This window comes from Cytobacillus spongiae (genome assembly GCF_021390075.1).
The window spans coordinates 743,793-766,969 of sequence record NZ_CP089997.1; the positions used below are offsets into that span (position 1 = coordinate 743,793).

General features: G+C 39.5%; 27 protein-coding genes. 18 read left to right on the plus strand and 9 right to left on the minus strand.

Going from position 1 to position 23,177, the window contains the following annotated elements; translation table 11 throughout:
• The first annotated feature begins 78 nt into the window (after positions 1 to 78).
• The 3 genes from LS684_RS03870 to LS684_RS03880 all read left to right on the plus strand — a co-directional run bounded on the left by LS684_RS03870 (position 79) and on the right by LS684_RS03880 (position 2,623).
• Positions 79 to 270 (plus strand): hypothetical protein, encoded by a 192-nt coding sequence (locus tag LS684_RS03870; protein ID WP_233810124.1) that lies wholly within the window; start codon positions 79 to 81, stop codon positions 268 to 270.
• A gap of 117 nt (positions 271 to 387) precedes the next feature.
• Positions 388 to 855, plus strand: a complete 468-nt coding sequence (locus tag LS684_RS03875) for an NUDIX hydrolase (protein WP_233810125.1) — start codon at positions 388 to 390, stop codon at positions 853 to 855.
• 1,255 nt (positions 856 to 2,110) lie between these two features.
• Positions 2,111 to 2,623: a DoxX family protein gene (locus LS684_RS03880; protein ID WP_233810126.1), complete on the plus strand. Its 513-nt coding sequence runs from the start codon at positions 2,111 to 2,113 to the stop codon at positions 2,621 to 2,623.
• Between the two features lie 42 nt (positions 2,624 to 2,665).
• Here LS684_RS03880 and LS684_RS03885 read toward each other — a convergent pair whose 3' ends face one another.
• The 3 genes from LS684_RS03885 to LS684_RS03895 all read right to left on the minus strand — a co-directional run bounded on the left by LS684_RS03885 (position 2,666) and on the right by LS684_RS03895 (position 4,053).
• On the minus strand, positions 2,666 to 2,854 hold the full coding sequence (locus tag LS684_RS03885) for a YfhD family protein (RefSeq protein ID WP_233810127.1): 189 nt from the start codon (positions 2,852 to 2,854) through the stop codon (positions 2,666 to 2,668).
• 93 nt (positions 2,855 to 2,947) lie between these two features.
• Positions 2,948 to 3,073, minus strand: a complete 126-nt coding sequence (locus LS684_RS03890; RefSeq protein WP_233810128.1) for a YfhE family protein — start codon at positions 3,071 to 3,073, stop codon at positions 2,948 to 2,950.
• 74 nt (positions 3,074 to 3,147) lie between these two features.
• The gene (locus LS684_RS03895; RefSeq protein ID WP_233810129.1) at positions 3,148 to 4,053 is read right to left on the minus strand and encodes a TIGR01777 family oxidoreductase; all 906 of its coding nucleotides are present in this window, start codon (positions 4,051 to 4,053) and stop codon (positions 3,148 to 3,150) included.
• A gap of 134 nt (positions 4,054 to 4,187) precedes the next feature.
• Here LS684_RS03895 and recX point away from each other — a divergent pair, with 134 nt between their 5' ends.
• Positions 4,188 to 5,000 (plus strand): recombination regulator RecX, encoded by an 813-nt coding sequence (gene recX, locus LS684_RS03900; RefSeq protein ID WP_233811535.1) that lies wholly within the window; start codon positions 4,188 to 4,190, stop codon positions 4,998 to 5,000.
• 92 nt (positions 5,001 to 5,092) lie between these two features.
• On the opposite strand, the gene LS684_RS03905 is transcribed toward recX, so the two are convergent.
• Positions 5,093 to 5,764: an SDR family oxidoreductase gene (locus tag LS684_RS03905; RefSeq protein ID WP_233810130.1), complete on the minus strand. Its 672-nt coding sequence runs from the start codon at positions 5,762 to 5,764 to the stop codon at positions 5,093 to 5,095.
• A gap of 104 nt (positions 5,765 to 5,868) precedes the next feature.
• Between LS684_RS03905 and LS684_RS03910 the strand changes: the two genes are divergently transcribed.
• Positions 5,869 to 6,183 carry a YfhH family protein gene (locus LS684_RS03910; protein WP_267930410.1) on the plus strand — a complete coding sequence of 105 codons (315 nt, stop codon included), beginning with the start codon at positions 5,869 to 5,871 and terminating at the stop codon, positions 6,181 to 6,183.
• Between the two features lie 38 nt (positions 6,184 to 6,221).
• Here the strand turns inward: LS684_RS03910 and LS684_RS03915 are convergent, their stop codons facing one another.
• Together LS684_RS03915 and LS684_RS03920 are read right to left on the minus strand one after the other, a co-directional pair.
• Positions 6,222 to 6,380 (minus strand): YpzG family protein, encoded by a 159-nt coding sequence (locus LS684_RS03915; protein WP_233810132.1) that lies wholly within the window; start codon positions 6,378 to 6,380, stop codon positions 6,222 to 6,224.
• Between the two features lie 16 nt (positions 6,381 to 6,396).
• Complete coding sequence (locus LS684_RS03920) at positions 6,397 to 6,576, minus strand: small, acid-soluble spore protein K (protein ID WP_233810134.1); 180 nt, start codon at positions 6,574 to 6,576, stop codon at positions 6,397 to 6,399.
• A 143-nt stretch (positions 6,577 to 6,719) separates the two neighbouring features.
• Here LS684_RS03920 and LS684_RS03925 point away from each other — a divergent pair, with 143 nt between their 5' ends.
• Positions 6,720 to 6,989: a YfhJ family protein gene (locus LS684_RS03925; RefSeq protein ID WP_233810136.1), complete on the plus strand. Its 270-nt coding sequence runs from the start codon at positions 6,720 to 6,722 to the stop codon at positions 6,987 to 6,989.
• A 30-nt stretch (positions 6,990 to 7,019) separates the two neighbouring features.
• Here LS684_RS03925 and LS684_RS03930 read toward each other — a convergent pair whose 3' ends face one another.
• Positions 7,020 to 8,000: a metal-dependent hydrolase gene (locus tag LS684_RS03930; protein ID WP_233810138.1), complete on the minus strand. Its 981-nt coding sequence runs from the start codon at positions 7,998 to 8,000 to the stop codon at positions 7,020 to 7,022.
• A gap of 112 nt (positions 8,001 to 8,112) precedes the next feature.
• Here LS684_RS03930 and LS684_RS03935 point away from each other — a divergent pair, with 112 nt between their 5' ends.
• Positions 8,113 to 8,421, plus strand: a complete 309-nt coding sequence (locus tag LS684_RS03935; protein WP_233810140.1) for a hypothetical protein — start codon at positions 8,113 to 8,115, stop codon at positions 8,419 to 8,421.
• Between the two features lie 48 nt (positions 8,422 to 8,469).
• Positions 8,470 to 9,564: an A/G-specific adenine glycosylase gene (gene mutY / locus LS684_RS03940; protein WP_233810142.1), complete on the plus strand. Its 1,095-nt coding sequence runs from the start codon at positions 8,470 to 8,472 to the stop codon at positions 9,562 to 9,564.
• A gap of 311 nt (positions 9,565 to 9,875) precedes the next feature.
• Here the strand turns inward: mutY and LS684_RS03945 are convergent, their stop codons facing one another.
• Positions 9,876 to 10,100 (minus strand): hypothetical protein, encoded by a 225-nt coding sequence (locus LS684_RS03945; RefSeq protein ID WP_233810144.1) that lies wholly within the window; start codon positions 10,098 to 10,100, stop codon positions 9,876 to 9,878.
• 116 nt (positions 10,101 to 10,216) lie between these two features.
• Between LS684_RS03945 and fabL the strand changes: the two genes are divergently transcribed.
• The 10 genes from fabL to LS684_RS03995 all read left to right on the plus strand — a co-directional run bounded on the left by fabL (position 10,217) and on the right by LS684_RS03995 (position 20,555).
• Entirely contained in the window at positions 10,217 to 10,966 is a 750-nt protein-coding gene (gene fabL, locus LS684_RS03950; RefSeq protein WP_233810146.1) for an enoyl-[acyl-carrier-protein] reductase FabL, read from the plus strand.
• Between the two features lie 80 nt (positions 10,967 to 11,046).
• Positions 11,047 to 11,247, plus strand: coding sequence for a gamma-type small acid-soluble spore protein (locus LS684_RS03955; RefSeq protein WP_233810148.1), 201 nt, complete (start codon positions 11,047 to 11,049; stop codon positions 11,245 to 11,247).
• Positions 11,248 to 11,616: 369 nt separating this feature from the next.
• Positions 11,617 to 11,871, plus strand: coding sequence for a YgaB family protein (locus tag LS684_RS03960; protein ID WP_233811537.1), 255 nt, complete (start codon positions 11,617 to 11,619; stop codon positions 11,869 to 11,871).
• Between the two features lie 190 nt (positions 11,872 to 12,061).
• Positions 12,062 to 12,592 carry a nucleoside tri-diphosphate phosphatase gene (gene ntdP / locus LS684_RS03965; protein ID WP_233810150.1) on the plus strand — a complete coding sequence of 177 codons (531 nt, stop codon included), beginning with the start codon at positions 12,062 to 12,064 and terminating at the stop codon, positions 12,590 to 12,592.
• Positions 12,593 to 12,725: 133 nt separating this feature from the next.
• A complete protein-coding gene (locus LS684_RS03970; RefSeq protein ID WP_233810152.1) occupies positions 12,726 to 14,474 on the plus strand; it encodes an ABC transporter ATP-binding protein in 1,749 nt (582 codons plus the stop codon).
• A gap of 155 nt (positions 14,475 to 14,629) precedes the next feature.
• Positions 14,630 to 15,631 (plus strand): ABC transporter ATP-binding protein, encoded by a 1,002-nt coding sequence (locus tag LS684_RS03975; RefSeq protein WP_233810154.1) that lies wholly within the window; start codon positions 14,630 to 14,632, stop codon positions 15,629 to 15,631.
• Positions 15,624 to 16,592, plus strand: a complete 969-nt coding sequence (locus LS684_RS03980; RefSeq protein WP_233810156.1) for an ABC transporter ATP-binding protein — start codon at positions 15,624 to 15,626, stop codon at positions 16,590 to 16,592. The genes LS684_RS03975 and LS684_RS03980 overlap by 8 nt, the downstream gene beginning before the upstream one ends.
• Positions 16,593 to 16,934: 342 nt before the next feature.
• Positions 16,935 to 18,557, plus strand: coding sequence for an ABC transporter substrate-binding protein (locus LS684_RS03985; RefSeq protein ID WP_233810158.1), 1,623 nt, complete (start codon positions 16,935 to 16,937; stop codon positions 18,555 to 18,557).
• Positions 18,558 to 18,655: 98 nt separating this feature from the next.
• Entirely contained in the window at positions 18,656 to 19,660 is a 1,005-nt protein-coding gene (locus LS684_RS03990; protein ID WP_233810160.1) for an ABC transporter permease, read from the plus strand.
• A complete protein-coding gene (locus tag LS684_RS03995) occupies positions 19,626 to 20,555 on the plus strand; it encodes an ABC transporter permease (protein ID WP_233810162.1) in 930 nt (309 codons plus the stop codon). The genes LS684_RS03990 and LS684_RS03995 overlap by 35 nt, the downstream gene beginning before the upstream one ends.
• A 218-nt stretch (positions 20,556 to 20,773) precedes the next feature.
• Here the strand turns inward: LS684_RS03995 and LS684_RS04000 are convergent, their stop codons facing one another.
• Positions 20,774 to 22,837 carry a methyl-accepting chemotaxis protein gene (locus LS684_RS04000; protein WP_233810164.1) on the minus strand — a complete coding sequence of 688 codons (2,064 nt, stop codon included), beginning with the start codon at positions 22,835 to 22,837 and terminating at the stop codon, positions 20,774 to 20,776.
• Positions 22,838 to 23,177 lie beyond the last annotated feature (340 nt).

The following is a 23,177-nucleotide window of genomic DNA, read 5'->3' on the forward strand; positions in this document are numbered from 1 at the left end:
TACATAAAAAAGGGAATAGCAGTAAAATGAATGTATGGAATATTTACCAGCTAGAGAGACTCTCGTGAGGTGTTGAGGATGAAAAATTTTCGCCTTTCTTGGTATGCAGTGTTAGAGGATGAATCGGTGTTAGAAGGCAGAAGCCTAGTTCGCGCAGAAACACAAGAAAAAGCCATTGAGGAGCTATTCGTAAAGAAAGCCTACGAATATCGACTAAAGCCCAGCTCCATTAAAATCGGACACATATTAGAAATGAATCACCCCGCATAAAAGAGGGAAAGACGCTGTTTGGGACGGCGTCTTTTTTTTGAGGAGAAATCTTAGTTAGAGAAAATAATGTATGTGAGCAGAGTTAGAATATGAAAATAAAGTGTTATGGAGGATAAGATGAATCAATACATAGTAGACATGAGAAAGCATATTGGTAACGAGACGTTATTGACGGTCGGGTGTGGGATTATTTTAGAGAAAGAAGGGAAAATCTTATTACAACATCGCACAGATGAAGATAATTGGTGTATCCCAGGAGGAATGCTCGAAATAGGAGAAACCTTTGAGGAGGCAGCAAAAAGAGAAACCTTTGAAGAAACAGGTCTGAGAGTATCAGAATTAAATTTGTTTGGTATCTATTCGGGGGATAGTTGTTTTGTCGAATACCCTAATGGAGATAAAGTGTTTAGTGTTCAAGTGATTTTTCTCTCGAAGAAATATACGGGAATTCTAAAGCAAAAGGATATAGAAAGTAACGAGCATCGATTTTTCCATAAGACAGAACTCCCCAATAATCTCAACCCTAGACAAAACCCATTCATCATGGATTGGGTACACCAAAAGAATATACCGATTATTAGCTAATGTAGATTTTCGTGAGGTTGGAGATTCTTGAAAGTTTTATTAGCTGGATTTGGGGAGAGTTGGTAGACTTCGGACAGAAAAGTGAGAAAAAGCGGTAAGGCTGTCCGAAGAGAGGTGGACTTTGGACAGGAAAGTGAAAAAAAGAGGAACGGCAGTCCGAAGAGAGGTGGACTTTGGACAGAAAATCGAGAAAAAGCGGTACGGCAGTCCGAAGAGAGGTTGACTATGGACAGGAAAGTGAAAAAAAGCGGTAAGTAAGGCTGTCCGAAGAGGGGTGGACTTCGGACAGAAAAGTGAGAAAAAGCGGTACGGCAGTCCGAAGAGGGGTGGACTTCGGACAGAAAAGTGAGAAAAAGCGGTAAGGCAGTCCGAAGAGAGGTGGACTTCGGACAAGAAAAGTGAAAAAAAGGGGTACGGCAGTCCGAAGAGAGGTGGACTTTGGACAGGAAAGTGAAAAAAAGCGGTACGGCAGTCCGAAGAGAGGTGGACTTCGGACAGAAAAGTGAGAAAAAGCGGTAAGGCTGTCCGAAGAGGGGTGGACTTCGGACAGGAAAGTGAAAAAAAGCGGTAAGGCTGTCCGAAGAGAGGTGGACTTCGGACAAGAAAAGTGAAAAAAAGGGGTAAGGCTGTCCGAAGAGGGGTGGACTTCGGACAGAAAATCGAGAAAAAGCGGTACGGCTGTCCGAAGAGAGAGAGAGAGCTAAGACAACAAACCAAGAATAAGCGACGCAATTGTCCTAAGCCCTGAAGAATTCGGACAAGTCCAAGAAAAGTTTGTCCAAATCATAATCGTCTTCAAGTATGCTTCAAGACTAACCCAATCCATTTTTACATTCTATGGTTTTTTAGTCGCTAGTTTTACAATAGAATGACCGGAAAAGGATTGCAGTCACTTATCCATAGAGTTATGAACAAGAAAAAGCTTGATTTTATAGTATTCCACAGACTTATACACATTATCCACAACAAAATCTATAGTTATCCACAGAGAGTATATCCACAAATAACTTCAAGTAAATTCTTTGTAAATTGCATGTTAAGAAAAGATATGCACAAAATTCACGGGATTGTGGATAATACTTGTACACAATGTGAAGAAATAGTGAAGTCTATTTACGTATTATTGGAAATGGCATATAGTAAAAGTGTAGAGAGAAAGTGAAAAAAGTCACAAACTCTTTCGAAAAAGTTGGCCAACTTTCTTATTTAAACTATTTTTTGTGAGAAAGCTCACATGATAAAGGAGACGATTACTATGAAATGGTGGAAAACTCCTCAAGCAGCTATAGCTTGGACAGTACTAAGAATATGGCTTGGCATTCAGTGGGTGGAAGCGGGTTGGCATAAAATTGTGGATGGCTTTGATGCAGGTGGGTTTTTACAAGGATCCATTGCTAAAGCTACAGGAGAACATCCAGCTGTACAAAGCTGGTATGCGGGCTTCTTAGAAAATTTCGCAGTACCGAATGTTGGATTATTTAACTTTTTAATACCATGGGGCGAGTTTTTAGTAGGGATTGGATTAATTATTGGGGTTGCAACAATCCCAGCATTGTTAGCAGGAGCATTTATGAATCTTAACTTCTTATTAGCAGGGACTACTAGTACAAATCCTATGTTATATACTGTGGCAATCATTCTATTATTTGCAGGAAGTGGAAGCTATTATTGGGGTGGAGATCGTATCATCCTTCCATATATGAAAGAACGAATGAATAATAAAGGAAACAAATTAGGAAATTCTAACAAACATATTCACAATCATTAAAGAAGGGAGAAGCAGGGGAAACCTCCTGCTTCTTTCTAATTATTATTTTTGACGGTTATTTGCTCTTTGATCAGCGGCATTTGCACGAGCCATTGCCTCCAAATCATCACGGTCGGCGAGCTCCTTGTTGAATTCTACATCTACTCCGTCTGATTTTAAGTTTTTCGGTGTTTGTGGAAGTGTTTTGGAGTTTTTAGCACGATTTTTTCCATTTTGGTGTCCTCGACCCATGTAGCCATTCCCCCTAAAATAAATAAAGTACGGAAACAGCAAGTGTTCCCGTACATTATTTTGTACAAAGTAAACCTATTTATGGCTGGTAAATTAATGATGAGCTTGTTTCTTAGTGAATCCACCTGCCTGATCAGCGCGTTTAAACTCTCGAGAGTATGTGACCTCCTGCATGCTTGATAAGGTACTCTTAGACTTATCCTTTTTCTTTTTATCCAATTCTATAACATCCTTTCCTAATCTAATATCATATCTTCGTCTATTTTTCCCTTGAGATGGAGGAATCATACTCCTTATTTGTATATGTTTTCTAATGCTTCTTGCAGATGCTTGTAACGAAAAGAGTATCCTGCAGAAATCAGTTTGTTCGGCAGAACCTTTTGACCTTCTAACACGAGAATACTCATTTCACCTAATAAAGTCTTTAGCGCAAAGTTTGGTGCTGGAATCCAATGAGGACGGTTTAAAACGTTGCTGAGTGTCTTACCGAATTCATTCATTGGGGTAGGGGTTGGTGAAGTAAAGTTTATAGGACCGCTGAGTTCGCCATGTTCTATTGCGAATATTATTCCATGTACCACATCATCAAGATGAATCCAAGAAACCCATTGACTGCCTTTTCCGACCCTTCCACCGATAAAAAATTGGTAGGGCAAGGCCATTTTAGGAAGTGCCCCTGCATCAGCATCTAAGATGATACCAAAGCGGCATAACACTGTTCTAACATCTTCATTTTCAGCAAGTAGCGCGTGCTCCTCCCATTGGTTAACCGTTTTCGCTAAAAAATCATCCCCTGAGGTAGTTGTCTCCTCAGTAAAAACTTCGGATAGAGAGGTTCCGTAATAACCAACGGCACTGGCATTAATTAATACCGCAGGCTTCTTGTCCATTTTTTGTATGATCGAGATCATTTCAGAAGTAGCCCGCTGACGGCTCTCTACAATTTTGGCTTTATTTTCAGCTGTCCAACGATTATTGATCGATTCACCGGCAAGATTGATTAACACGTCTGTATGATATAATTGCTCTTCTGGCTTGTCATTATTGTTAAGCCATTGAACATAGTGTAGATTCGGTTGGGTGCTCGTTTTGTTACTTGTATTTCGAGTGAGGATATAAACTTCATCTCCGCGGTTTAACAATTCTCTGGTTAATGCCTTTCCAACAAATCCAGTTCCTCCAGCAATTGCAATTTTCAAAGGAGATTCCTCCATTTCAATTATTTCTCATAATTTTCTTTCTCTTGTTCCAATAACTTTTCTTTTTATTGTATGCTTTTTTCACTAAAAATCCTTTTTTCAATGTGTTAGAGTATAAAATGAGGTGAAGTATGATGAATGTTATTACGAAAATCACCGTTCAACAGAAAAATAAAGATCGATATAATATTTTTACCGATGATGGGAATGGCGAAAAATATAGCTTTAGTGTAGATGAAGATACGCTTATAAAGTTCCATCTGAAAAAGGGCAAGGAAATTGATGAGCTGTTGCTGAGTGAAATTGGTTTTCAAGACGATATTCAGAAAGCCTACAACTTAAGTATCCATTATTTGTCCCGAAGAATGAGATCCGAGACAGAGGTTAGAGACTATTTAAAGCAAAAAGAAATCGATGAACCAATTATTCAGGAGGCCATACATAAGCTTTATAACTATCAGTTTCTAAATGATGAAGAATTTGCTTTCGCTTTTGTTCGTACCCAAAAAAATACGACAGATAAAGGGCCCGTGTTAGCCAAAAGAGAACTAATGGAAAAGGGGATTTCTGAGGCAATTATAGAACAGGTAATGAGTGAATACTTATTCGAGGAGCAGCTCGAAAAAGCGGTTCAGCTCTGCCAAAAGTATATTCAGAAAAACAATAAAGATTCCAAGCGAGTTCTTGAGCAAAAGCTAGAAAGCATGTTAGTACGAAAAGGGTATAGCTATCAAGTCATTTCCATTGCCATTGAAGAAGTTGAAGACGGTACTGATCATGATAATGAAGAAATGGAGGCATTGCGTTTTCAAGGTGCAAAAGCTCACCGAAAAAATGCTCACCTAACCGGTTATGAATATTCACAAAAAATGAAACAAACACTCTATCGGAAAGGCTTTTCCATTGAACTAATTGAAAGGTTCCTGGCTGAAATAGAAGAAGAATAACAAGCATGGTCAACACGCCATGCTTGTTTTATTCAGATATAGCACTTGTCTCTTAGTGTAGCTCCCTTAAGTAAGGCTCATCTCATTCAGTCTTATGGTTTCGAGGACTCGATAATAATTGATGGCTCACTGCGATTAGCCAAAATTATTTCTGCCACTTCTTCTGGTGATCGAAGTCTTGTTCGGTCAGCAATATGGTCGTTGTGATCCCAAAAAGGGGTATTCATTCCACCCATGTAAACAGCTGATATGTGAATACCTTGTTGCTCATATTCCTTTTGAATGCTCTCTGTAAACCCTCTAACAGCAAATTTGCTGGCTACATAGACTGCTTCATTCACTTTTCCTCTTAAACCAGCTGTAGAAATAATATTCATAAGAAAGCCCTTTTTGTTTTTTGATAAAATCGGCAATACTGCTTGTGTCATGTACATCGTTCCAGCGATATTTGTTTGGAGCATTTCTTGAATATCTTTTTCTTGTTGCTCAATAAATGGCCCAAAATATCCCACTCCAGCATTATTAACAAGTCCATGAATTTCGAATGATTTCGAAAGCTCATCAATTGCATCTTTTACCGAACGTAAATCCTGAATGTCAATGGTGACAGCATGTGCATGTTCTTCGCCTATTTCATGTTGGACCTTCTGTAGCTTCGATAAATTTCTACCTGCTACTATTATATGGTAACCTTCTTTTGCGAGCTTTAAAGAAAGCTCTTTTCCTAACCCAGAACCAGCACCTGTAACGATGATTGATTTCATGTTGCTGTTCTCCTCCTTTAACGTGTTTCTTTATTTCTCCATAATAATTCAATATACTATATGGGAGTATAAAATAAAAACAGGGGGGACAAGGTAAATTGGATATTCAGCAGGAGAAAAGATATAGTGAAATGACCAAATATGAGCTACAGCAGGAAATTGCCACATTAAATGATAAAGCTAGAAAAGCAGAACAAATGGGAATGGTAAATGAGTACGCTGTTTTGGAGAGAAAAGCCATTATGGCGAAGTCATACTTATTAGATCCGAAGAGTTTTCTTCCAGGAGAGCTATATGAAATTGAAGGTGATCCGGGAGCTTATTTTAAAATTGATTATATGAATGGAGTATTTGCTTGGGGGTCAAGATTGACGGGAAAAGAAGAAGAGGCACTTCCAATCGCTATGTTAAAAAAATGAGAAGGGAACCAGAGCGAGCTCTGATTCCCGTCACGTTATTATGATCTTTTTCTTGTTTGCTTTTCTAAAATAATGAGGTCTTGGGTTTGTTGGGTCTCACCATTTACTTGAGAATGAGCTTTCTTTGGACGGTACCAAGGAGCTGTAAATGGACTGGAGTAAGGATTTCCCTGTAAGAACTTTTTTGAATTTCCCATGTTCAAGCCCTCCTCTTTATTTGAAAAATAATTGATTTGTATCCCCATCACGATGGGATGAGGCACGCATTCTTTCTTGTGGATGAGTATTAATTGTACCATTTGCACGTTGTGAACTATACTCTGCCTTCGCTCGAGGTTCACCCTCAAACTTTTCATTGTTTTGATTTGGGAAATTTCTTGCCTTGTTTCGCATCCAAAAACCTCCTAAATCGTGTTTGAGAAGAACGTGAAAAACAAGGGGTATTGACAATGTCAATCACGTATTACTATTATGGATTTTTTCACAAAAACATATGTGATACATGTGCCTTTAATAAATGGAAGGAGTAACGGTGTATGAACGAATATCAAGATGTTTTAGTTAAGCTATTATTAGATAAAAACCGGGATCTTACTTATGAACAAGCAAGAACATGGGTAGAGCTATTATGGGAAGATTTTGAAGCGACTTATGCTAAAGCAGGAAGACAATATCGCGGGAAAGAATTAACTGAGCGGATCGTTCGCCAATGGATTGAGCAATATGGAGATAAGCTTCATGATTTTGTAGAACGTAACCCTAAGTATCAAAAGTACTTTGATATGAGTGAGAAGCCTCTTCATTAAAGAACGATGTCTTATGAAAAGACATCGTTTTTAATTTGGGATGATATCTAATTTTTTTCGTAGCTTTTCTTCACTGAATATCCATCCTGTATAAGAGGATAAGATTTGTAATTCATTATCTAGCTGAACAACCGCGACAAATGGGTAATGCCCATTACTACGGTACCTTAAGTCGATATAGCGTACCTCAATATAGTCATCATATTCATCAATTTCCCAGCGATAAACAGGTGAAAAGGATAGAAAAGCGGAAAGGTTTTTATCTTTCTTTGCTGCATCGAGAACAGGTGTCTCTGGCACGGGTACACGATTAAATTGATCTAGAATATTGACCTTGTTTCTCTCTGCACGTCCCACGAAGAATTGATGGTCATTGATGACTGCAATTCGCCAATGATGGAACTTCATTGTCGGCGAGATAATAATCTCAGTCGCATCAGGAATTAGTTCCATTACTTCGTTCTTCACTCTTCGTTGTGCCTTAAAGCGGATTACATAATAGGCAATTATCACCGCATAAATCGCTAAAAATGTATATCCAGGATTTGCACCGAAGGCCCAAAAAATCAATCCTACGACATGAAATCCAAAAATATATGGATCAAACGTGTTAATAATCCCTAAAGCGATCCATTTCGACGTAATTGGCCTAAGGGCCTGTGTTCCATAAGCATTAAAGATGTCGACAAATACATGCAGGAAAACAGCAACAAATGTCCAAATCCATAAATGGAGAAGATTGGCCTCTGGAAAGAATGGATAAAGTACAGCTAAAATTAAAATGGGCCATAATAACACAGCCGGTATTGAGTGAGTAATTCCTCGATGATTTCTTATATAAACAGCGTTATTTCTAAGCTTTAAAACAGTATCAATATCAGGAGCTTGTGAACCAACAATGGTTGCAATCATGACACTAGTAGCGGTAGCGGAGCTTTCAGCTACAACGGGATCTAGTGTAGCTAGACCACCTAATGCAATACCCATTACAACATGTGTCCCAGTATCCAAAAGGGAAATCCCTCCTTTGTAGGAAGATTTAAACCTAGTTCTTACTTAAATTTTATCAATAAATCGCTTGTATTAATAGAAATAAATGTTTTAATTGAAAGGAGTTCTGGAAATGAAAAACGATATACAAATGATTGTCCAATACCATATAAAAGATGCCTTCGTCCATCAATATCAACAAGCTATAAATGACATTATAAAGAAGCTTCCAACCTTTGACGCGCAGGAGTTTCAGTATAGTTATTCAGAATCCGATCCATCGAAAATTATTGAAACCTATATGGTACCAACCGAATCTCATTATTATGCGTTAAAAAAGCTGCGTAAAAATAAATCTCATTCTGTATTTGGTTCACTTGATGAATTAATACATGGGGGATTGCAGCAAATGGAATGCTGCGCACTTAAAAAACACTTATAATATAGTATTCCCGTATTGTTAAATGTTTAACATCTTGGAGGAACAAAAGTGAAAGAACATCTGAAAAATATAGAAAAAATCGATCGACAACAGTTTCAATCTGATCTAATCAGTTGGTTTGAAGAAGAGCAAAGAGACCTACCTTGGAGAAAGGATCAAGATCCATACAAAGTATGGGTTTCGGAAATTATGCTCCAACAAACAAGGGTGGACACGGTAATTCCTTATTTCAACAACTTTATTGAGCAATTTCCTACGATAGAAGCATTATCAGTAGCAGATGAAGAGAAGGTTTTAAAAGCATGGGAGGGATTAGGATATTACTCGAGAGTTCGAAATCTGCAAGCAGCTGTTAGGGAAGTCTATGGATCATATGGTGGTGTTGTCCCAAATACGAGAAAAGAAATTTCTCAACTGAAGGGAGTCGGGCCATATACAGCCGGTGCCATCTTGAGCATTGCCTATGGAGTGCCCGAACATGCTGTAGATGGAAATGTAATGAGGGTGATGTCCCGGATATTATCCATTTGGGCTGACATAGCGAAAGCATCCAATCGGAAAATCTTTGAAGAGGCCGTGACTTCGTTAATTTCTCATGAAAATCCGTCTTATTTCAATCAAGCATTAATGGAGCTTGGGGCATTAGTTTGTACACCTACTTCTCCATCCTGCTTACTTTGCCCTGTAAGAGAGCATTGCCATGCCTTTCATGAGGGAAATGAGCGAGAGCTACCAATTAAGACCAAAAACAAAAAACAACGACAAGTTCAGCTTGCATCCATCATTTTAGCAGATGAACATGGTCGGGTGTTGATTCATAAACGTCCCAATAAAGGTTTACTCGCAAATCTATGGGAATTTCCAAGTGTTGAAATCAACCTCTCGTACATTTCACAAAAGGATCAGCTGAATGACAGTCTTGAGAAGGAGTATGGGATTCAGTTTGATCAAATGGAAATGCTAGGCGGAATTGAACATGTATTTTCCCATCTCATATGGAACATCAACGTGTATAAAGGCGTCTTACAAGGACCTGTAGAAGAAAAGAGTGATTTAAAGCTAGTTACGCTCGAAGAACTATCAGAGTTTGCTTTTCCGGTCTCCCACCAAAAAATGATTAAACTATTTCAATTAAATAGCTGAGTGCGGAAAGTCAGTGAAAATCAGCGAGAATAGCATGATATCAGCAAAGTTCACTATATATAAAACGAGATAGGCATATTAGATATTAGGCAAAGGAGTGCTATCAACGGGAACCGAAAGCTAGCGGAAATCAGGTATATTAGTGAAATATCAAGATATATCAGCGAAACCAAATATAGCTCAGCGAAATTGTAAAAGCTTCATCAAGACCTTTATCTTGATGAAGCTTTTTATAATTTCTACCTAAAGCGTTAGCATCGTTTGGGTATATCTCTAAAGTCTCCATAGTTTGCCGAGGGGTTAGCTTAATCTTAATCGTAACTAACCTCTGTTCCATGTGTCCAATCTGCTTCCTGCCGTTTGAGGCCACCACGGTTTTCGATTTCTTTTACGATTTCACGATGGATTGCTTGTCCCTCCGCATTTAAGTACGGGACAACTTGCTGAAGTGAATGATGAAAGAAAGCGAGTTCGCTGTTTTTCCATTCTGTTTTTGACATCATCGAAAGTTCTGTCATATCTCTACCTACATACATGTTGTAACTTCCTTTCAATGTGGGATTTCATCCTCCTTAGTTTCTGAATACTCGTTGCTATCTATACAAGGAAAAGCTAAAATAAAGGGAAAATGCAGGTAGGAAAGGGGATTCACATGTCACAAAAAGTCGCTTTAGTTACAGGAAGTAGTAGAGGGATTGGAAAAGCAACGGCGATTCGTTTAGCTGAACAGGGGTATGATCTGGTTATCAACTATGCCCGCAGCAAGAAGTCTGCCCAAGAAACAGCAGAGCAGGTAGAAGCATTGGGTCGAAAAGCTTTAGTTGTTAAAGCAAATGTTGGAGATGTTGAGAAAATCAAGCATCTCTTTGAAGAAATTGACCGGGAGTTCGGCCGCCTTGACATTTTTGTTAATAATGCAGCCTCTGGCGTGCTACGACCAGCGATGGAGCTGGAAGAATCTCATTGGGATTGGACCATGAACATCAACAGTAAAGCACTATTATTCTGCGCGCAAGAAGCGGCCAAGCTAATGGAGAAAACTGGCGGGGGGAAAATTGTCAGCATCAGTTCACTTGGCTCCATCCGTTATCTTGAAAACTACACAACTGTTGGAGTTTCGAAAGCTGCTCTTGAAGCATTAACTCGCTACCTAGCAGTAGAATTATCTCCTAAAAATATTATCGTAAATGCAATTTCTGGTGGAGCAGTTGATACAGAGGCATTAAAACATTTTCCAAACCGTCAGGAGTTATTGGATGAAGCAAAGTCAAAGACTCCAGCAGGTCGGATGGTTGAAATCGAAGATATGGTAAATGCCGTTATGTTCCTTCTAAGTGATGAGTCAAGTATGATTCGAGGTCAAACAATTATTGTTGATGGTGGCATTTCTCTTTTAGTATAAATTGGTAATTGTTTCATGAAAAAAAGTTTGGATATTTTGTACTTTCCACGGACAAATTAATCTTCGTGGAGGTGATTACAATGGCAAAACAACCAAACAAAACTCATTCTGGTACAAGCATTCAGCATGTGAAGCAACAAAACGCACAAGCTGCACAAGGTCAAGGTCAATACGGCACTGAATTTGGTAGTGAAACTGACGTGCAACATGTAAAACAACAAAACCAACAAGCTGAAGCAAACAAAGCTAAAAACTCTGGTGGTCAATACGGCCAACAGTAATACATCAACAAGAAGGCACCCTTCATCGAGGGTGTCTTCTCTTTCTTTATACGGTGCTAAACGGGCGCTTCCGCTTTTCTGTTTAATAGGTAGAAACTGCTTTAAAGATGGAGTGGTGTCTAGCTGCAGCGCCCAGCCCCTAGTAAACTTCAGCCTCCTTCCTTGCGATAAGTCAACATCGAATCGCTTCCGCTCTTCGTGTTTCCTTTATCTCATACAGAAGGCCTCCAGTTTATACGGTGCTAAACGGTCGCTTCCGCTTTTCGATTCGACAAAACTTCCTTGTCCTCTACATAAGTAGTCAAAGGGATGGTTTGCTTTTTGGCGAAATGGTTAGGTATTCAAATATTGTATGGGACGGTGTTGTGTATGAAGGAATTTAACCGTTTAGTTTCTGAGCAAATGCATACGATGGAAAAGCTATTGTTTTTGCAAGATGAGCTGGAGCGCTGTCAGAGTATTGAGCAACAGTTAAAGGAGCTGCAGGAGGAAGTGAAGTTGGAGAGTGTTCAATTGGAGATTTATCGCATGAAGGAGGAGCTTCGAGAAATTCATCAAGTATTTGAATTGCAAACGGAAGAAGTCATCCAATCTTATCAAAATTCGATGGCCACTTGTTACTAATCGATAATAAAACCACCCAAATATAAGTTTTTCGGAAGAGTCATTGAAAATTCAATGGCTCTTTGTTTTAAATTGTACGTATAATCGTTATAATAGTAGAAAATAGGAAAATGTTCTTTGTTGCCTTTGTCTGTGGGAATAAAGCTTTTAGGTTACAAAGCGTTTTAAGAATGAAAGTAGGGGAGAAGAAATGGGCGTACCCGTCGAAGGAGAGCCAATGCAAATTCATAGCTATAAACATAATGGGCATATCCACCGCGTTTGGGAAGAAACGACCGTACTAAAGGGAACGCAAAATTTAGTGATCGGCGGAAATGATCGAACAATTGTGACGGAATCAGATGGGCGAACGTGGATTACAAGAGAGCCAGCCATCTGTTATTTCCATGCACAACATTGGTTCAATATTATTGGAATGATCCGCGAAGATGGTGTGTACTATTACTGCAATTTAAGTTCACCTTTTATTTATGATGGTGAAGCATTAAAATACATAGATTACGATTTAGATATTAAAGTGTTTCCAGATATGACCTTTAATTTATTGGATGAGGACGAGTATGAGCGTCATCGTAAGGAAATGAATTATCCAGATGTCATTGATCAAATATTAAAGGCGAATGTGGACAAGCTTATTCGTTGGATTCGACAGAAAAAAGGACCATTTGCTCCTGACTTTATCGATATTTGGTATGAGCGGTACCTAACATACAGACGCTAATGGGTGTGAATCATTCTAATCCTAGTAATTAGAGAAATTCAATAGGCATCTAAAAGCTAACCTGTTGATTCACTTTCAACAGGTTTTTATGTTGCATTCGAACGGTTAATAAAGATAAAAAGGAGGGGTGGAAATGGGCAGTATTCGTAGATATTTAGCATTTGTAAAGCCGTATCGCTTACAAATAATTGGGACAATTATTATTGGAGTAATTAAGTTTAGCATTCCGTTACTCATTCCATTATTAATTAAATATGTAATCGATGATATTATTGGTAGCGATACCTTATCGCAAGGAGAAAAAACAGATCAATTGATTCTCATTATGAGTATCATGATTGTGGTATTTGCTGTTGCTAGACCTCCTATTGAATATTACCGGCAATATTTTGCCCAATGGACAGCTAGTAAAATTCTTTACGATATTAGGGACCAGCTGTTCCATCATATTCAAAAGTTAAGCTTTAAATACTATTCAAATAACCGAGCAGGTGAAGTTATTTCAAGAGTCATCAATGATGTGGAGCAAACAAAGACTTTTGTCGTGACGGGGTTAATGAACTTATGGCTCGATGTGGCAACCATTATTATTGCAGTTATCATTATGCTGCAAATGGATGTCACGCTGACAATTGTTTCGTTAATTCTCTTTCCATTCTATGCCTTCTCAGTGCGGTACTTTTTTGGGAATCTCCGAAGCTTAACAAGAGTCCGATCGCAGGCATTGGCAGAGGTACAAGGCTATTTACATGAACGGGTTCAGGGAATGGCGGTTGTTAAAAGCTTTGCCATTGAAGATTATGAGCAAAAGCAGTTCGATAAGCAGAACCGAAATTTTCTAGTCAAAGCGCTTGATCATACGAAATGGAATGCAAAGGCATTTGCTGTAGTGAACACCATTACAGATATTGCGCCGCTAATTGTCATTGGATACTCTGGGTATCTGGTTGTACAAGGACAGCTGACGATTGGAACAATGATGGCGTTTATTACGTATATTGACCGACTATATAATCCACTTAGAAGACTTGTTAATTCATCGACTACGTTAACACAAGCAATTGCTTCAATGGACCGAGTATTTGAATTTGTGGATGAAAAATATGATATTGATGATACAGAAGACGCAATTGAATGCAAGCATGTAAAAGGTCATATTCAATTTGAACAGGTTCATTTTTCCTATGACGAAAAAGAAGCGAACGTGCTAAAGAACCTTTCTCTAGATGTTCAGCAGGGAGAGACAATTGCCCTTGTTGGAATGAGTGGAGGAGGAAAATCCTCGCTTGTTAGCTTAATTCCACGTTTCTACGATGTCTCGTCTGGTCGAGTGCTACTAGATGGACAGGATATCCGTCAGTTTAAGGTAAGGTCATTGCGAGACAAAATTGGCATGGTGTTGCAGGATAACATTCTCTTTAGCGAGTCAGTCAAGACGAATATTTTGTTAGGGAAGCCAGATGCAATGGATGAACAAGTGATAGCGGCTGCAAAGGCTGCAAATGCCCATGATTTCATCATGAATTTACCAGAAGGATATGACACTAAGGTAGGGGAACGAGGCGTCAAACTGTCAGGTGGACAAAAGCAGCGGATCGCGATTGCCCGCGTATTCTTGAAAAATCCACCAATTTTGATTTTAGATGAAGCAACTTCAGCTCTGGATTTAGAAAGTGAACATTTAATCCAGGAAGCACTCGAAACGCTGGCAAAGGAACGTACCACATTTATCGTGGCACATCGCCTTTCTACGATAACCCATGCCGACCGGATTGTATTAATTGAGCATGGTGAGATTGTCGAGACTGGAAGCCATGAAGAACTGATGAAGAAGCAAGGAAATTACTATAAACTCTTTCAAGTTCAACAGCTTGAAAGCTAAAGTGGCAACTAGACGAGTTGCTACCATTTTAAGAGACATACTCTACTTGAGTGTGTCTCTTTTTTTGTACAAAAAAATAATAGAAAACTAGTCATCTATTTTTTTTCTATCACATAAGATAACGTAAGCTAATTTAACAGAAATGAGGTGATTTCATGGAAGTTCCCGTTTTACAGGTGAACCATCTGAGGACGTCTTTTTTTACAAGCGATGGAGAAATTCCGGCTGTGGATGATGTAACCTTTCACATACGAAAAGGTGAAATCCTTGGGATTGTAGGAGAGTCAGGCTGTGGGAAAAGTGTGACATCCCTGTCAATAATGAGGCTCATACCTGAACCTCCTGGGAAAATTGTCGGAGGTGAAATTTTACTAGAAGGGGAAAATCTTGCACTGGCAACAGAAAAAAGAATGAGAGATTTGCGTGGAAATGAAGTGGCTATGATTTTCCAGGAACCAATGACTTCCTTAAACCCGCTATTTACGATTGGAAATCAACTAATCGAAGCCATCTTAACTCACAAAAAATTTAGCAAGAAAGAAGCGGTCCAACAAGCAATCGAAATGCTGAAACTAGTAGGTCTTCCTAGAGTGGAGGAAATAATCAAAGAATATCCTCACCAGCTATCTGGGGGAATGAGGCAACGTGTCATGATTGCCATGGCATTGTCTTGTCATCCGAAGCTTCTCATAGCGGACGAGCCAACCACTGCTTTAGATGTAACCATTCAGGCGCAAATTCTCGACTTGATGAAAAGTTTAAATGAGAAGCTTGATACAGCCGTTATGATGATTACACACGATTTAGGCGTTGTTGCGGAGCTTTGTCAACGAGTGATCGTTATGTATGCGGGGAAAATTGTTGAGGAAGGACCTGTTTCAGCGATTTTCAAGAACCCAAAGCATCCTTATACGATTGGATTGCTTCAATCGGTACCTGACATCCGTGATAAAAAAGAAAGACTATTTTCTATCCCTGGAAATGTACCGAAGCCAGGTTCCATAATGGTTGGCTGCCGATTCTATGATCGTTGTAACAAACGCATAGAACGCTGTAAAGAAGAGGATCCCGCACTCTATGAAGCAGAAGAGAAGCATTTAGTTAGATGTTTTTTACAAGAGGAGGCCGTTTTGATAGAGGGGGAAGAGAATGACTGAGCCATTATTAAAGATAACCAATCTCAAAAAATACTTTCCTATAACCGGTGGATTGCTAGGCAAAAAAATGGGGGAGGTGAAGGCCGTTGATGACATTAGCTTTTCGCTTGAAAAAGGGGAGACGCTAGGGCTTGTAGGAGAATCTGGCTGCGGCAAATCGACAACTGGAAGAATGCTACTCCGTCTGATCGAACCAACTTCAGGTGAGGTCTACTTCGATGGAAAGGAGCTAACGAGCTTGTCTACGAACGAAATGAGAAAGGTTCGTAAGGATATGCAGATGGTTTTTCAGGATCCATTTGCCTCATTAAACCCACGACATACCATTGAAAAAATACTAGAAGAACCCCTAATTGTTCATGGAGGGGGAGCGGCAAAAGAGCGAAAAGACAAAGTAAAAGAGATTCTTGAAATAGTCGGTTTAAGTAGCTATCATGCCAAGCGGTATCCTCATCAATTCAGTGGAGGACAGAGGCAGCGCATTGGAATTGCTCGAGCCTTAATGACTAGGCCAAAACTTATTATTGCTGATGAGCCAGTTTCAGCACTCGATGTATCGATTCAATCCCAGGTGTTAAATTTAATGGCAGATTTGCAAAGAGAATTTCAATTAACCTATCTTTTTATCGCCCATGATCTAGGGGTCATAAAGCATATAAGTGACCGGATCGGTGTGATGTATTTAGGGAGATTAGTAGAGCTGACGAGTGCAGAGGAATTATACGCCAACCCGCTTCACCCTTACACCAAAGCACTGCTTTCAGCCGTTCCCGTTCCAGAACCGGATGTGAAAAGGGAGCGAATTCTCTTAAGTGGAGATCTGCCAAGTCCAGCAAATCCGCCAAAAGGGTGTGCATTTCATACGCGTTGCAATGAGTGTATGGACATTTGTAAAACTGAACGCCCAGCATTTAAGGAATTAGCCCCAGGTCATTTTGGGGCATGCCATTTGTATGGTTGATAGAAAACTTATATGTAAAAATGCTTGGTACTAGAGAACGTCCGGTAGTCATTTGTGGGTCTATAAAAAAAGATTTATATAAAAAACAGGCATGTCAAGCTATGAACGTGCATAAAAGTAGGGATAGAGATAAAGTACCTACATTGAAAGGTGCAAAGCTCTGAGAAACAAGGGAGGTTGAATCGCTAGAAGAAATCCTACTTCCACATGAATCAACCAAATCTTAAGAACAGAGCTGATAAAAAAAGCGGTTTTCGATCAACCTGTTTTTGATACGAAAGAAGCTCGTTGCTAAAACAGTGAAGCTTACGAAAACAGCAAAATGATAAAGGGGGAAAAGGAATGCTAAAGCGTAATTTGAGATTTCTATTGACGTTTGCTTTGCTGCTTTCCATGCTATTGGTTGGATGCAGCAATGAGAAAGACGAAGGGAAAGAAGAGGACAAGGGAACAGACACGGATAAACAAGAAGAAACAGTGAATGACACGTTGATCTTTGGGCGCGGGGGAGACTCTACATCTTTAGACCCTGCTGCTACAACTGAAGGCGAATCGTTTAAGGTGACAAAAAATATCTATGAAACGTTAATTGAGTTTGGGGATCAGGACACGGAAATCCAAAAAGGTTTAGCAATTGATTGGTCAAACACAGAGGATGGCTTAACATATACGCTTAAGCTTCGAGAAGGTGTCAAGTTCCATGATGGAACAGACTTTAATGCAGAGGCGGTTGTGTACAACTTTAATCGTTGGAAAACAGGTAATAGTGGGGCAAGTGAAGACAAGGTTCCTTACTACTACTATAAATCACAATTTGGAGACAAAGTGGATGAGGTTGCCGCTGTGGATGAGTACACGGTTGAATTTAAGCTGAACACACCGATTGCTCCTTTTTATAAAAACTTAGCGATGTCACCATTTGCCATTGCAAGTCCAGCAGCCATTGAAAAGCATGGCGATAAATTTATGGAAAATCCAGTGGGAACTGGTCCGTTTGTTTTCAAGGAGTGGAAGCGAAATGACCGCATCGTTCTTGAAAAGAATGAGAACTACTGGGAAGAAGGAAAGCCAAAGCTTCAGCAGGTTATTTTTAGAGCCATCCCTGAGAACTCAGCAAGACTGAACGCGCTAGCTACGGGTGAAGTCGATCTAATTGATGGTGTAAACTATAGTGATCTCGATTCTATTAAGAGCAATGCAGATCTACAGGTATTCAACCGTCCTTCAATGAACGTAGGGTACGTTGGGTTAACAAATACTCGTGGACCACTTCAAGATAAAAAGGTTCGCCAAGCATTAAACTATGCTGTTGATAAGCAGTCCATTATTGATGCATTCTATGCTGGTGCAGCAGAGCCGGCGAAAAATCCAATGCCACCAATGATTGCTGGCTATAATGATGATGTGGAAGGGTACGAGTATAATCCAGAAAAAGCGAAGGAATTGCTGAAGGAAGCAGGCTTTGAAGATGGCTTTGAAATGGAGCTATGGGCTATGCCAGTACCAAGACCATATATGCCAGATGGTCAAAAGGTAGCGGAAGCATTACAAGCAAATTTTGCGGATATTGGTGTCAAAGCGAAAATTGTCTCTTATGAATGGGGGACGTATTTAGACAAGGCGCGTAAAGGAGAAGCAGATACCTTCTTATTAGGCTGGACAGGAGACAATGGAGATGCAGACAACTTCCTATATGTGCTTTTAGATCAAGATAGCATTGGAAGTAATAACTATGCGTACTACAAAAACGAAGAGGTTCATGCATTATTAACAAAGGCACAAACGCTAGCGGATCAAGGTGAGCGTGAAAAGCTTTACAAGCAGGCTCAGGAATTAATTCATGAGGATGCACCTTGGATTCCTTTAGTTCACTCTCAGCCAGCATTAGCAGGGAAAGCAAACATTAATGGATTTTTACCGCATCCAACAGGATCTGACCTGTTAGCAAACGTAGAATTTAAATAAATATAGCATGAAGGAGACAAAGGGAGTTTATCTATCGACTCCCTTTTCTCTTACGAAAATACGGACAACCTCTACCGTAAAAAAGGAAGGTGATCGATTTGCTTGCCTATACATTTAGAAGGTTATTTATGCTCGTGCCGGTCCTTTTCGGGTTATCGCTGATTGTATTTTTCATGATCCGCGCAATTCCTGGTGACCCTGCACAGATTATTTTAGGGCAGCTTGCAACGAAAGAAGCAATTGCCCAGCTGACGAGGGAGCTTGGCTTAGATCAGCCTTGGTATACACAGTACTTTCACTATTTAGGGGGATTGTTGACTGGAGATTTAGGGGAATCGTTAAAGACAAAAGCAGCTATTAGTGAAGAAATATGGCCCTATTTAGCGGCGACAATGGAGTTATCTTTTTGCGCGATGTTTATCGCAATCGTGATTGGGGTTAACGCAGGAATTATTAGTGCTTGGTTTCAAAATTCTTGGTTTGATTATGTAGCAATGGTGTTTGCACTAGTTGGTGTATCCATGCCGATCTTTTGGTTAGGGCTAATGGAGCAATGGGTATTTGCGATTAACTTAGAATGGCTGCCAACTTCTGGTCGTGAAAATGTTAGAAATCCAGTAGAAGCTATCACACACTTGTATGTCATTGATACCCTTTTACAAGGAAAGTTTGAACAAACATGGGATGTGGTAAAGCATTTGGTTCTGCCAAGCTTTGCACTTGCTACCATTCCGATGGCCATTATTGCGCGAATCACCCGTTCAACGATGCTTGAGGTAATGCGCTCCGACTTTATCCGAACAGCTCGAGCAAAGGGACTAAGAATGTTCTGGGTAGTTTACAAGCATTCTTTGAAGAATGCAATCATTCCAGTGCTGACGGTCATAGGGTTACAAACGGGTTTATTGTTAGGTGGCGCCATTTTGACAGAGACGATTTTTAGTTGGCCAGGGATAGGGCGCTATATATACGATGCCATCAATTATCGTGATTATCCTGTTATTCAATCAGGCATCCTTATCATTGCCCTTATTTTTGTCATGATTAACCTTGTTGTCGACCTACTATATGCGGCAATTGATCCTAGAATCAAGTATCAATAAAGGAGGAGAAACGTTGGAGGCGATTAAGAATGAAGTCGTACAAAAAGATGTAGTAGTTTCTCCTTGGCTTGAAGCTTGGAGAACATTTAGGAAAAATAAATTAGCTGTCGTTGGGGCATTTATCGTAATATTTTTTATTACATTAGCGATTTGTGCACCACTCATCGCTCCAGAAGGAATTAATGAGCAGAAGCTTGCTGACCGCTTGCAAGCCCCATCGAGTGAGCATTGGTTTGGAACAGATGATTTTGGAAGAGATATTTTCTCACGTGTCATTTTCGGTGCTAGAATATCGTTATGGGTAGGACTGTTGTCTGTTATAGGCTCAATGGTAGTAGGTTGCTTCCTTGGAATTGTAGCAGGGTACTATGGCAAGTGGGTAGATACGATTATTTCAAGGTTTTTTGATATTATGCTTGCTTTTCCTAGTATTCTCTTAGCGATTGGGATTGTAGCTGTTCTAGGGCCATCCTTACAAAATGCCTTGATTGCGATCGCAATTATTAATGTTCCGAACTTTGGAAGGTTAATTCGTTCGAAGGTTTTAAGTGTGAAGGAGGAGGAATATATCATGGCGGCGAAAGCAATCGGAATGAAGAATCGGCGAATTCTCTTTCAACACGTCCTTCCAAACAGTATGGCACCAATCATTGTACAAGGTACACTAGCAATCGCGACGGCTATTATTGAAGCGGCAGCGTTAGGGTTCCTCGGCTTAGGAGCGGCAGCACCAAACCCAGAGTGGGGTAAAATGCTTGCTGATTCAAAGTCATTTCTGATTCAAGCTCCGTGGACGATGATATTCCCAGGAATCGCGATCATGCTAACGGTCTTAGGGTTTAACCTCATGGGGGACGGGTTAAGGGATGCGTTAGACCCGCGCATGAAAAATTAATATGAGATAAAGACAAAAAAGCAGCTGAAATAACTCAGCTGCTTAATTTTTCAAAAGGTGCTCCTTATTTATTGTGGTATGAAATCAGGGTTTTGATTTCAGTTACAGGCACTCGGCCTTCAGCGGGTCTGACGGTGAGTCTCGTCGCAAGCTCCTTTCACAACACTCAACGGTTTTCATATAGAATGTATGCTATATACTTGAAAAATCAGGTTTTGTTAATCCAACTTAAACTTCGAAACGTTTGCTTCGAGGTCGAGTGCTCGTTGTGATAGTAGTTCAGAGGATGACGTAATTTCATCTACTGATGCAGATTGTTCCTCTGAAGCAGCTGAAACATGCTGAATGTAGTCATTTGTTTTTTCAATCAAATGGTTAACTTCTTGAACAATTTCCTGAAGCTTATGCATATGCTGTTCTATATCCTGGATGCCTTTACTTGTTTGGTGAGATGTTGCAACAACTGTCTGAACATTAGTCGAAATAGTATTAAATTTCTCACCAGATTCCTCAACCTGAATAATGCCATCTTTAATCGCCTTCATATTGTCATCCATTTGAACAACAACCCCATTGATATGACTTTGAACTTCATGAATGAGATCTTTAATATTCGAAGAAGCATCACGTGATTCGTTTGCCAGCTTTCTAACCTCTTCAGCCACTACAGCAAAGCCTTTTCCATGCTCGCCTGCTCTAGCTGCTTCAATACTAGCGTTTAATGCAAGTAAATTTGTTTGATCAGCAATTTCGTCAATAAGGTTAATCATTCCTTCAATTTGTTCACTTGTCTTGCTTAAACCGTTGATTCGAGTCGATACAAGATCTCCTGTATTTTCAATTGTTTTCATATTTTGAATAAAGCTTAGAATCGACTCATTTCCTTCTTTTGCAAGTAGATTGGTTTCATCTGTGCTTCCTTGCAGCTTTTGAACATCTTGAGCGATCATCCCGACAAGTTCTGAAACTTCCTCATATACTTGCATTAGAGTAGCCATTTGCTGCACTTCATCATTTGTGATTTGAGCTGCGTATTGAATGGAAGTAGCTACCTCATGAATAGCTTTATTTGTCTCCTCTGAAGAGACGCTTAACTGTGCAGAAGTAGATGCAAGTGTATGAGCATTTTCATAGATTGATAAGACCATTTTCTTAATCGTATCGACTGTCTCATTTAACCGATGGGCAAGGTTTCCTAGTTCATCCTTCGATTTTACGGTTGCCTTGGAGGTTAGGTCACCAGCTGCTAATTTTTCCATTGCTGAATTAATAATGTTGATTTCCTTCGTATGCTTTTTACTAAAGAAATAGATAAATGAAATGACAAGGATAAGCACTACAATTGTAGCTGCAAGTACTTTAACAGCTAAATTGTACAGGGATGCATATAGCTCAATTTGAGGAACTGCAACCGCTAGTTTCCAACCTGTTTCAGGGATGGTTAAATAATAGATATTCATAGTTTCACTAGATGTGGACAGCTGGACCTGTCCATTGGAATGGCTAAAGCTCTTTGATAGCTCTCCAAGTTCTTGATCGTCCTCGAGCTTCGTTTTCATAATTTTATCTTCATCAGGATGGGAGATGAAGAAGCCGTTATTATCGATTAAAAATGCAAAGCCAGATTCCTTCACCTTAATTGATTGAACCTTTTCTTTAATCGTTTGTAGGTTAATATCAGCCGTTACCGTTCCAATAAATTTGTCTGCACTATTTTTAATCGGAACAGTTGTGGTCACCATCGTAATGTCAGTTGTTTCATCGTAATAAGGATCAGTCCAAGCGATTCCTTCTTTGCCAATCGTGTACCAGGGCTGTTTCGGATAGTCGTATTCATCTGTCCCATACTCTTCTGTATAGATTAATTGGTCCCCGTCTTTATAAACATATGGCCCGAAGTATTTAATTGCTTGGTCATATGTGTTTGGTTCAAACCAAACCCCACTGCCAGAAGTTGACTCATTCAATTGGACTTGTCTTTTTAGCAGTTCTTCATATTCCTTTGCCGTCATTGATAACCCATTGACCCCAACCGTTTCACTAATCGTTTCTGCTAACCGTTGATGTCCGATAAATTCCCTTTGAATCTCCTTTAACATTTCTTCTGCATAGGTCTTTAGCCAAACCTTAGAATCTGTTGCAATATTTTGATAGGCAACATATAGGCTTATAGTTGAAACTGAAAGCATGGCGATTAGAGTAAGAGGCACGAAAGCAGAAAGCATCTTAACCAGTAAGCTATTCGTGCCAGTTGACTTACTTTTATTCCCCTTTTTTATCATTCCTTTTTCCCCTAACTTTGTTGGTTTTTGTCGTAAATTGTAGAAAGTAGTTACAACTCATCTTACCATTTTTGTTCCTGAAAAAGGTTAATAGAGTGTAAAAGAATGTGAATATTAGTTCTTTAGAAGCAGGAAAAAAGAAGGTCGGTATCTATATTAAATGTGGGGGATATCTGACTAATTGGGAAGGATCTTCTTGTATAAAAATATGAATAGAGGCTGGGACATAAGTGTATCAGTCAATGATATTTCAGAACAATCAGGAGTAATCTCCTTTTACTAGTTTGGGTATTTTTGTTTGTTTGGAAAACAAATTTATAAAAATAGTGGAATGGAGCGG

Coding starts and splice junctions, on each gene's coding strand:
- recX (WP_233811535.1), top strand. CDS start 4,188: ATGAATGTTATTACGAAAATCACCGTTCAACAGAAAAATAAAGATCGA.
- LS684_RS03955 (WP_233810148.1), top strand. CDS start 11,047: ATGGCAAAACAACCAAACAAAACTCATTCTGGTACAAGCATTCAGCAT.
- LS684_RS04000 (WP_233810164.1), bottom strand. CDS start 22,837: ATGATAAAAAAGGGGAATAAAAGTAAGTCAACTGGCACGAATAGCTTA.
- LS684_RS03880 (WP_233810126.1), top strand. CDS start 2,111: ATGAAATGGTGGAAAACTCCTCAAGCAGCTATAGCTTGGACAGTACTA.
- LS684_RS03925 (WP_233810136.1), top strand. CDS start 6,720: ATGAACGAATATCAAGATGTTTTAGTTAAGCTATTATTAGATAAAAAC.
- LS684_RS03920 (WP_233810134.1), bottom strand. CDS start 6,576: ATGCGAAACAAGGCAAGAAATTTCCCAAATCAAAACAATGAAAAGTTT.
- fabL (WP_233810146.1), top strand. CDS start 10,217: ATGTCACAAAAAGTCGCTTTAGTTACAGGAAGTAGTAGAGGGATTGGA.
- LS684_RS03875 (WP_233810125.1), top strand. CDS start 388: ATGAATCAATACATAGTAGACATGAGAAAGCATATTGGTAACGAGACG.
- LS684_RS03985 (WP_233810158.1), top strand. CDS start 16,935: ATGCTAAAGCGTAATTTGAGATTTCTATTGACGTTTGCTTTGCTGCTT.
- ntdP (WP_233810150.1), top strand. CDS start 12,062: ATGGGCGTACCCGTCGAAGGAGAGCCAATGCAAATTCATAGCTATAAA.
- LS684_RS03975 (WP_233810154.1), top strand. CDS start 14,630: ATGGAAGTTCCCGTTTTACAGGTGAACCATCTGAGGACGTCTTTTTTT.
- LS684_RS03960 (WP_233811537.1), top strand. CDS start 11,617: ATGAAGGAATTTAACCGTTTAGTTTCTGAGCAAATGCATACGATGGAA.
- LS684_RS03885 (WP_233810127.1), bottom strand. CDS start 2,854: ATGGGTCGAGGACACCAAAATGGAAAAAATCGTGCTAAAAACTCCAAA.
- LS684_RS03935 (WP_233810140.1), top strand. CDS start 8,113: ATGAAAAACGATATACAAATGATTGTCCAATACCATATAAAAGATGCC.
- LS684_RS03915 (WP_233810132.1), bottom strand. CDS start 6,380: ATGGGAAATTCAAAAAAGTTCTTACAGGGAAATCCTTACTCCAGTCCA.
- LS684_RS03970 (WP_233810152.1), top strand. CDS start 12,726: ATGGGCAGTATTCGTAGATATTTAGCATTTGTAAAGCCGTATCGCTTA.
- LS684_RS03980 (WP_233810156.1), top strand. CDS start 15,624: ATGACTGAGCCATTATTAAAGATAACCAATCTCAAAAAATACTTTCCT.
- LS684_RS03945 (WP_233810144.1), bottom strand. CDS start 10,100: ATGTATGTAGGTAGAGATATGACAGAACTTTCGATGATGTCAAAAACA.
- LS684_RS03995 (WP_233810162.1), top strand. CDS start 19,626: ATGCGGCAATTGATCCTAGAATCAAGTATCAATAAAGGAGGAGAAACG.
- LS684_RS03870 (WP_233810124.1), top strand. CDS start 79: ATGAAAAATTTTCGCCTTTCTTGGTATGCAGTGTTAGAGGATGAATCG.
- LS684_RS03905 (WP_233810130.1), bottom strand. CDS start 5,764: ATGAAATCAATCATCGTTACAGGTGCTGGTTCTGGGTTAGGAAAAGAG.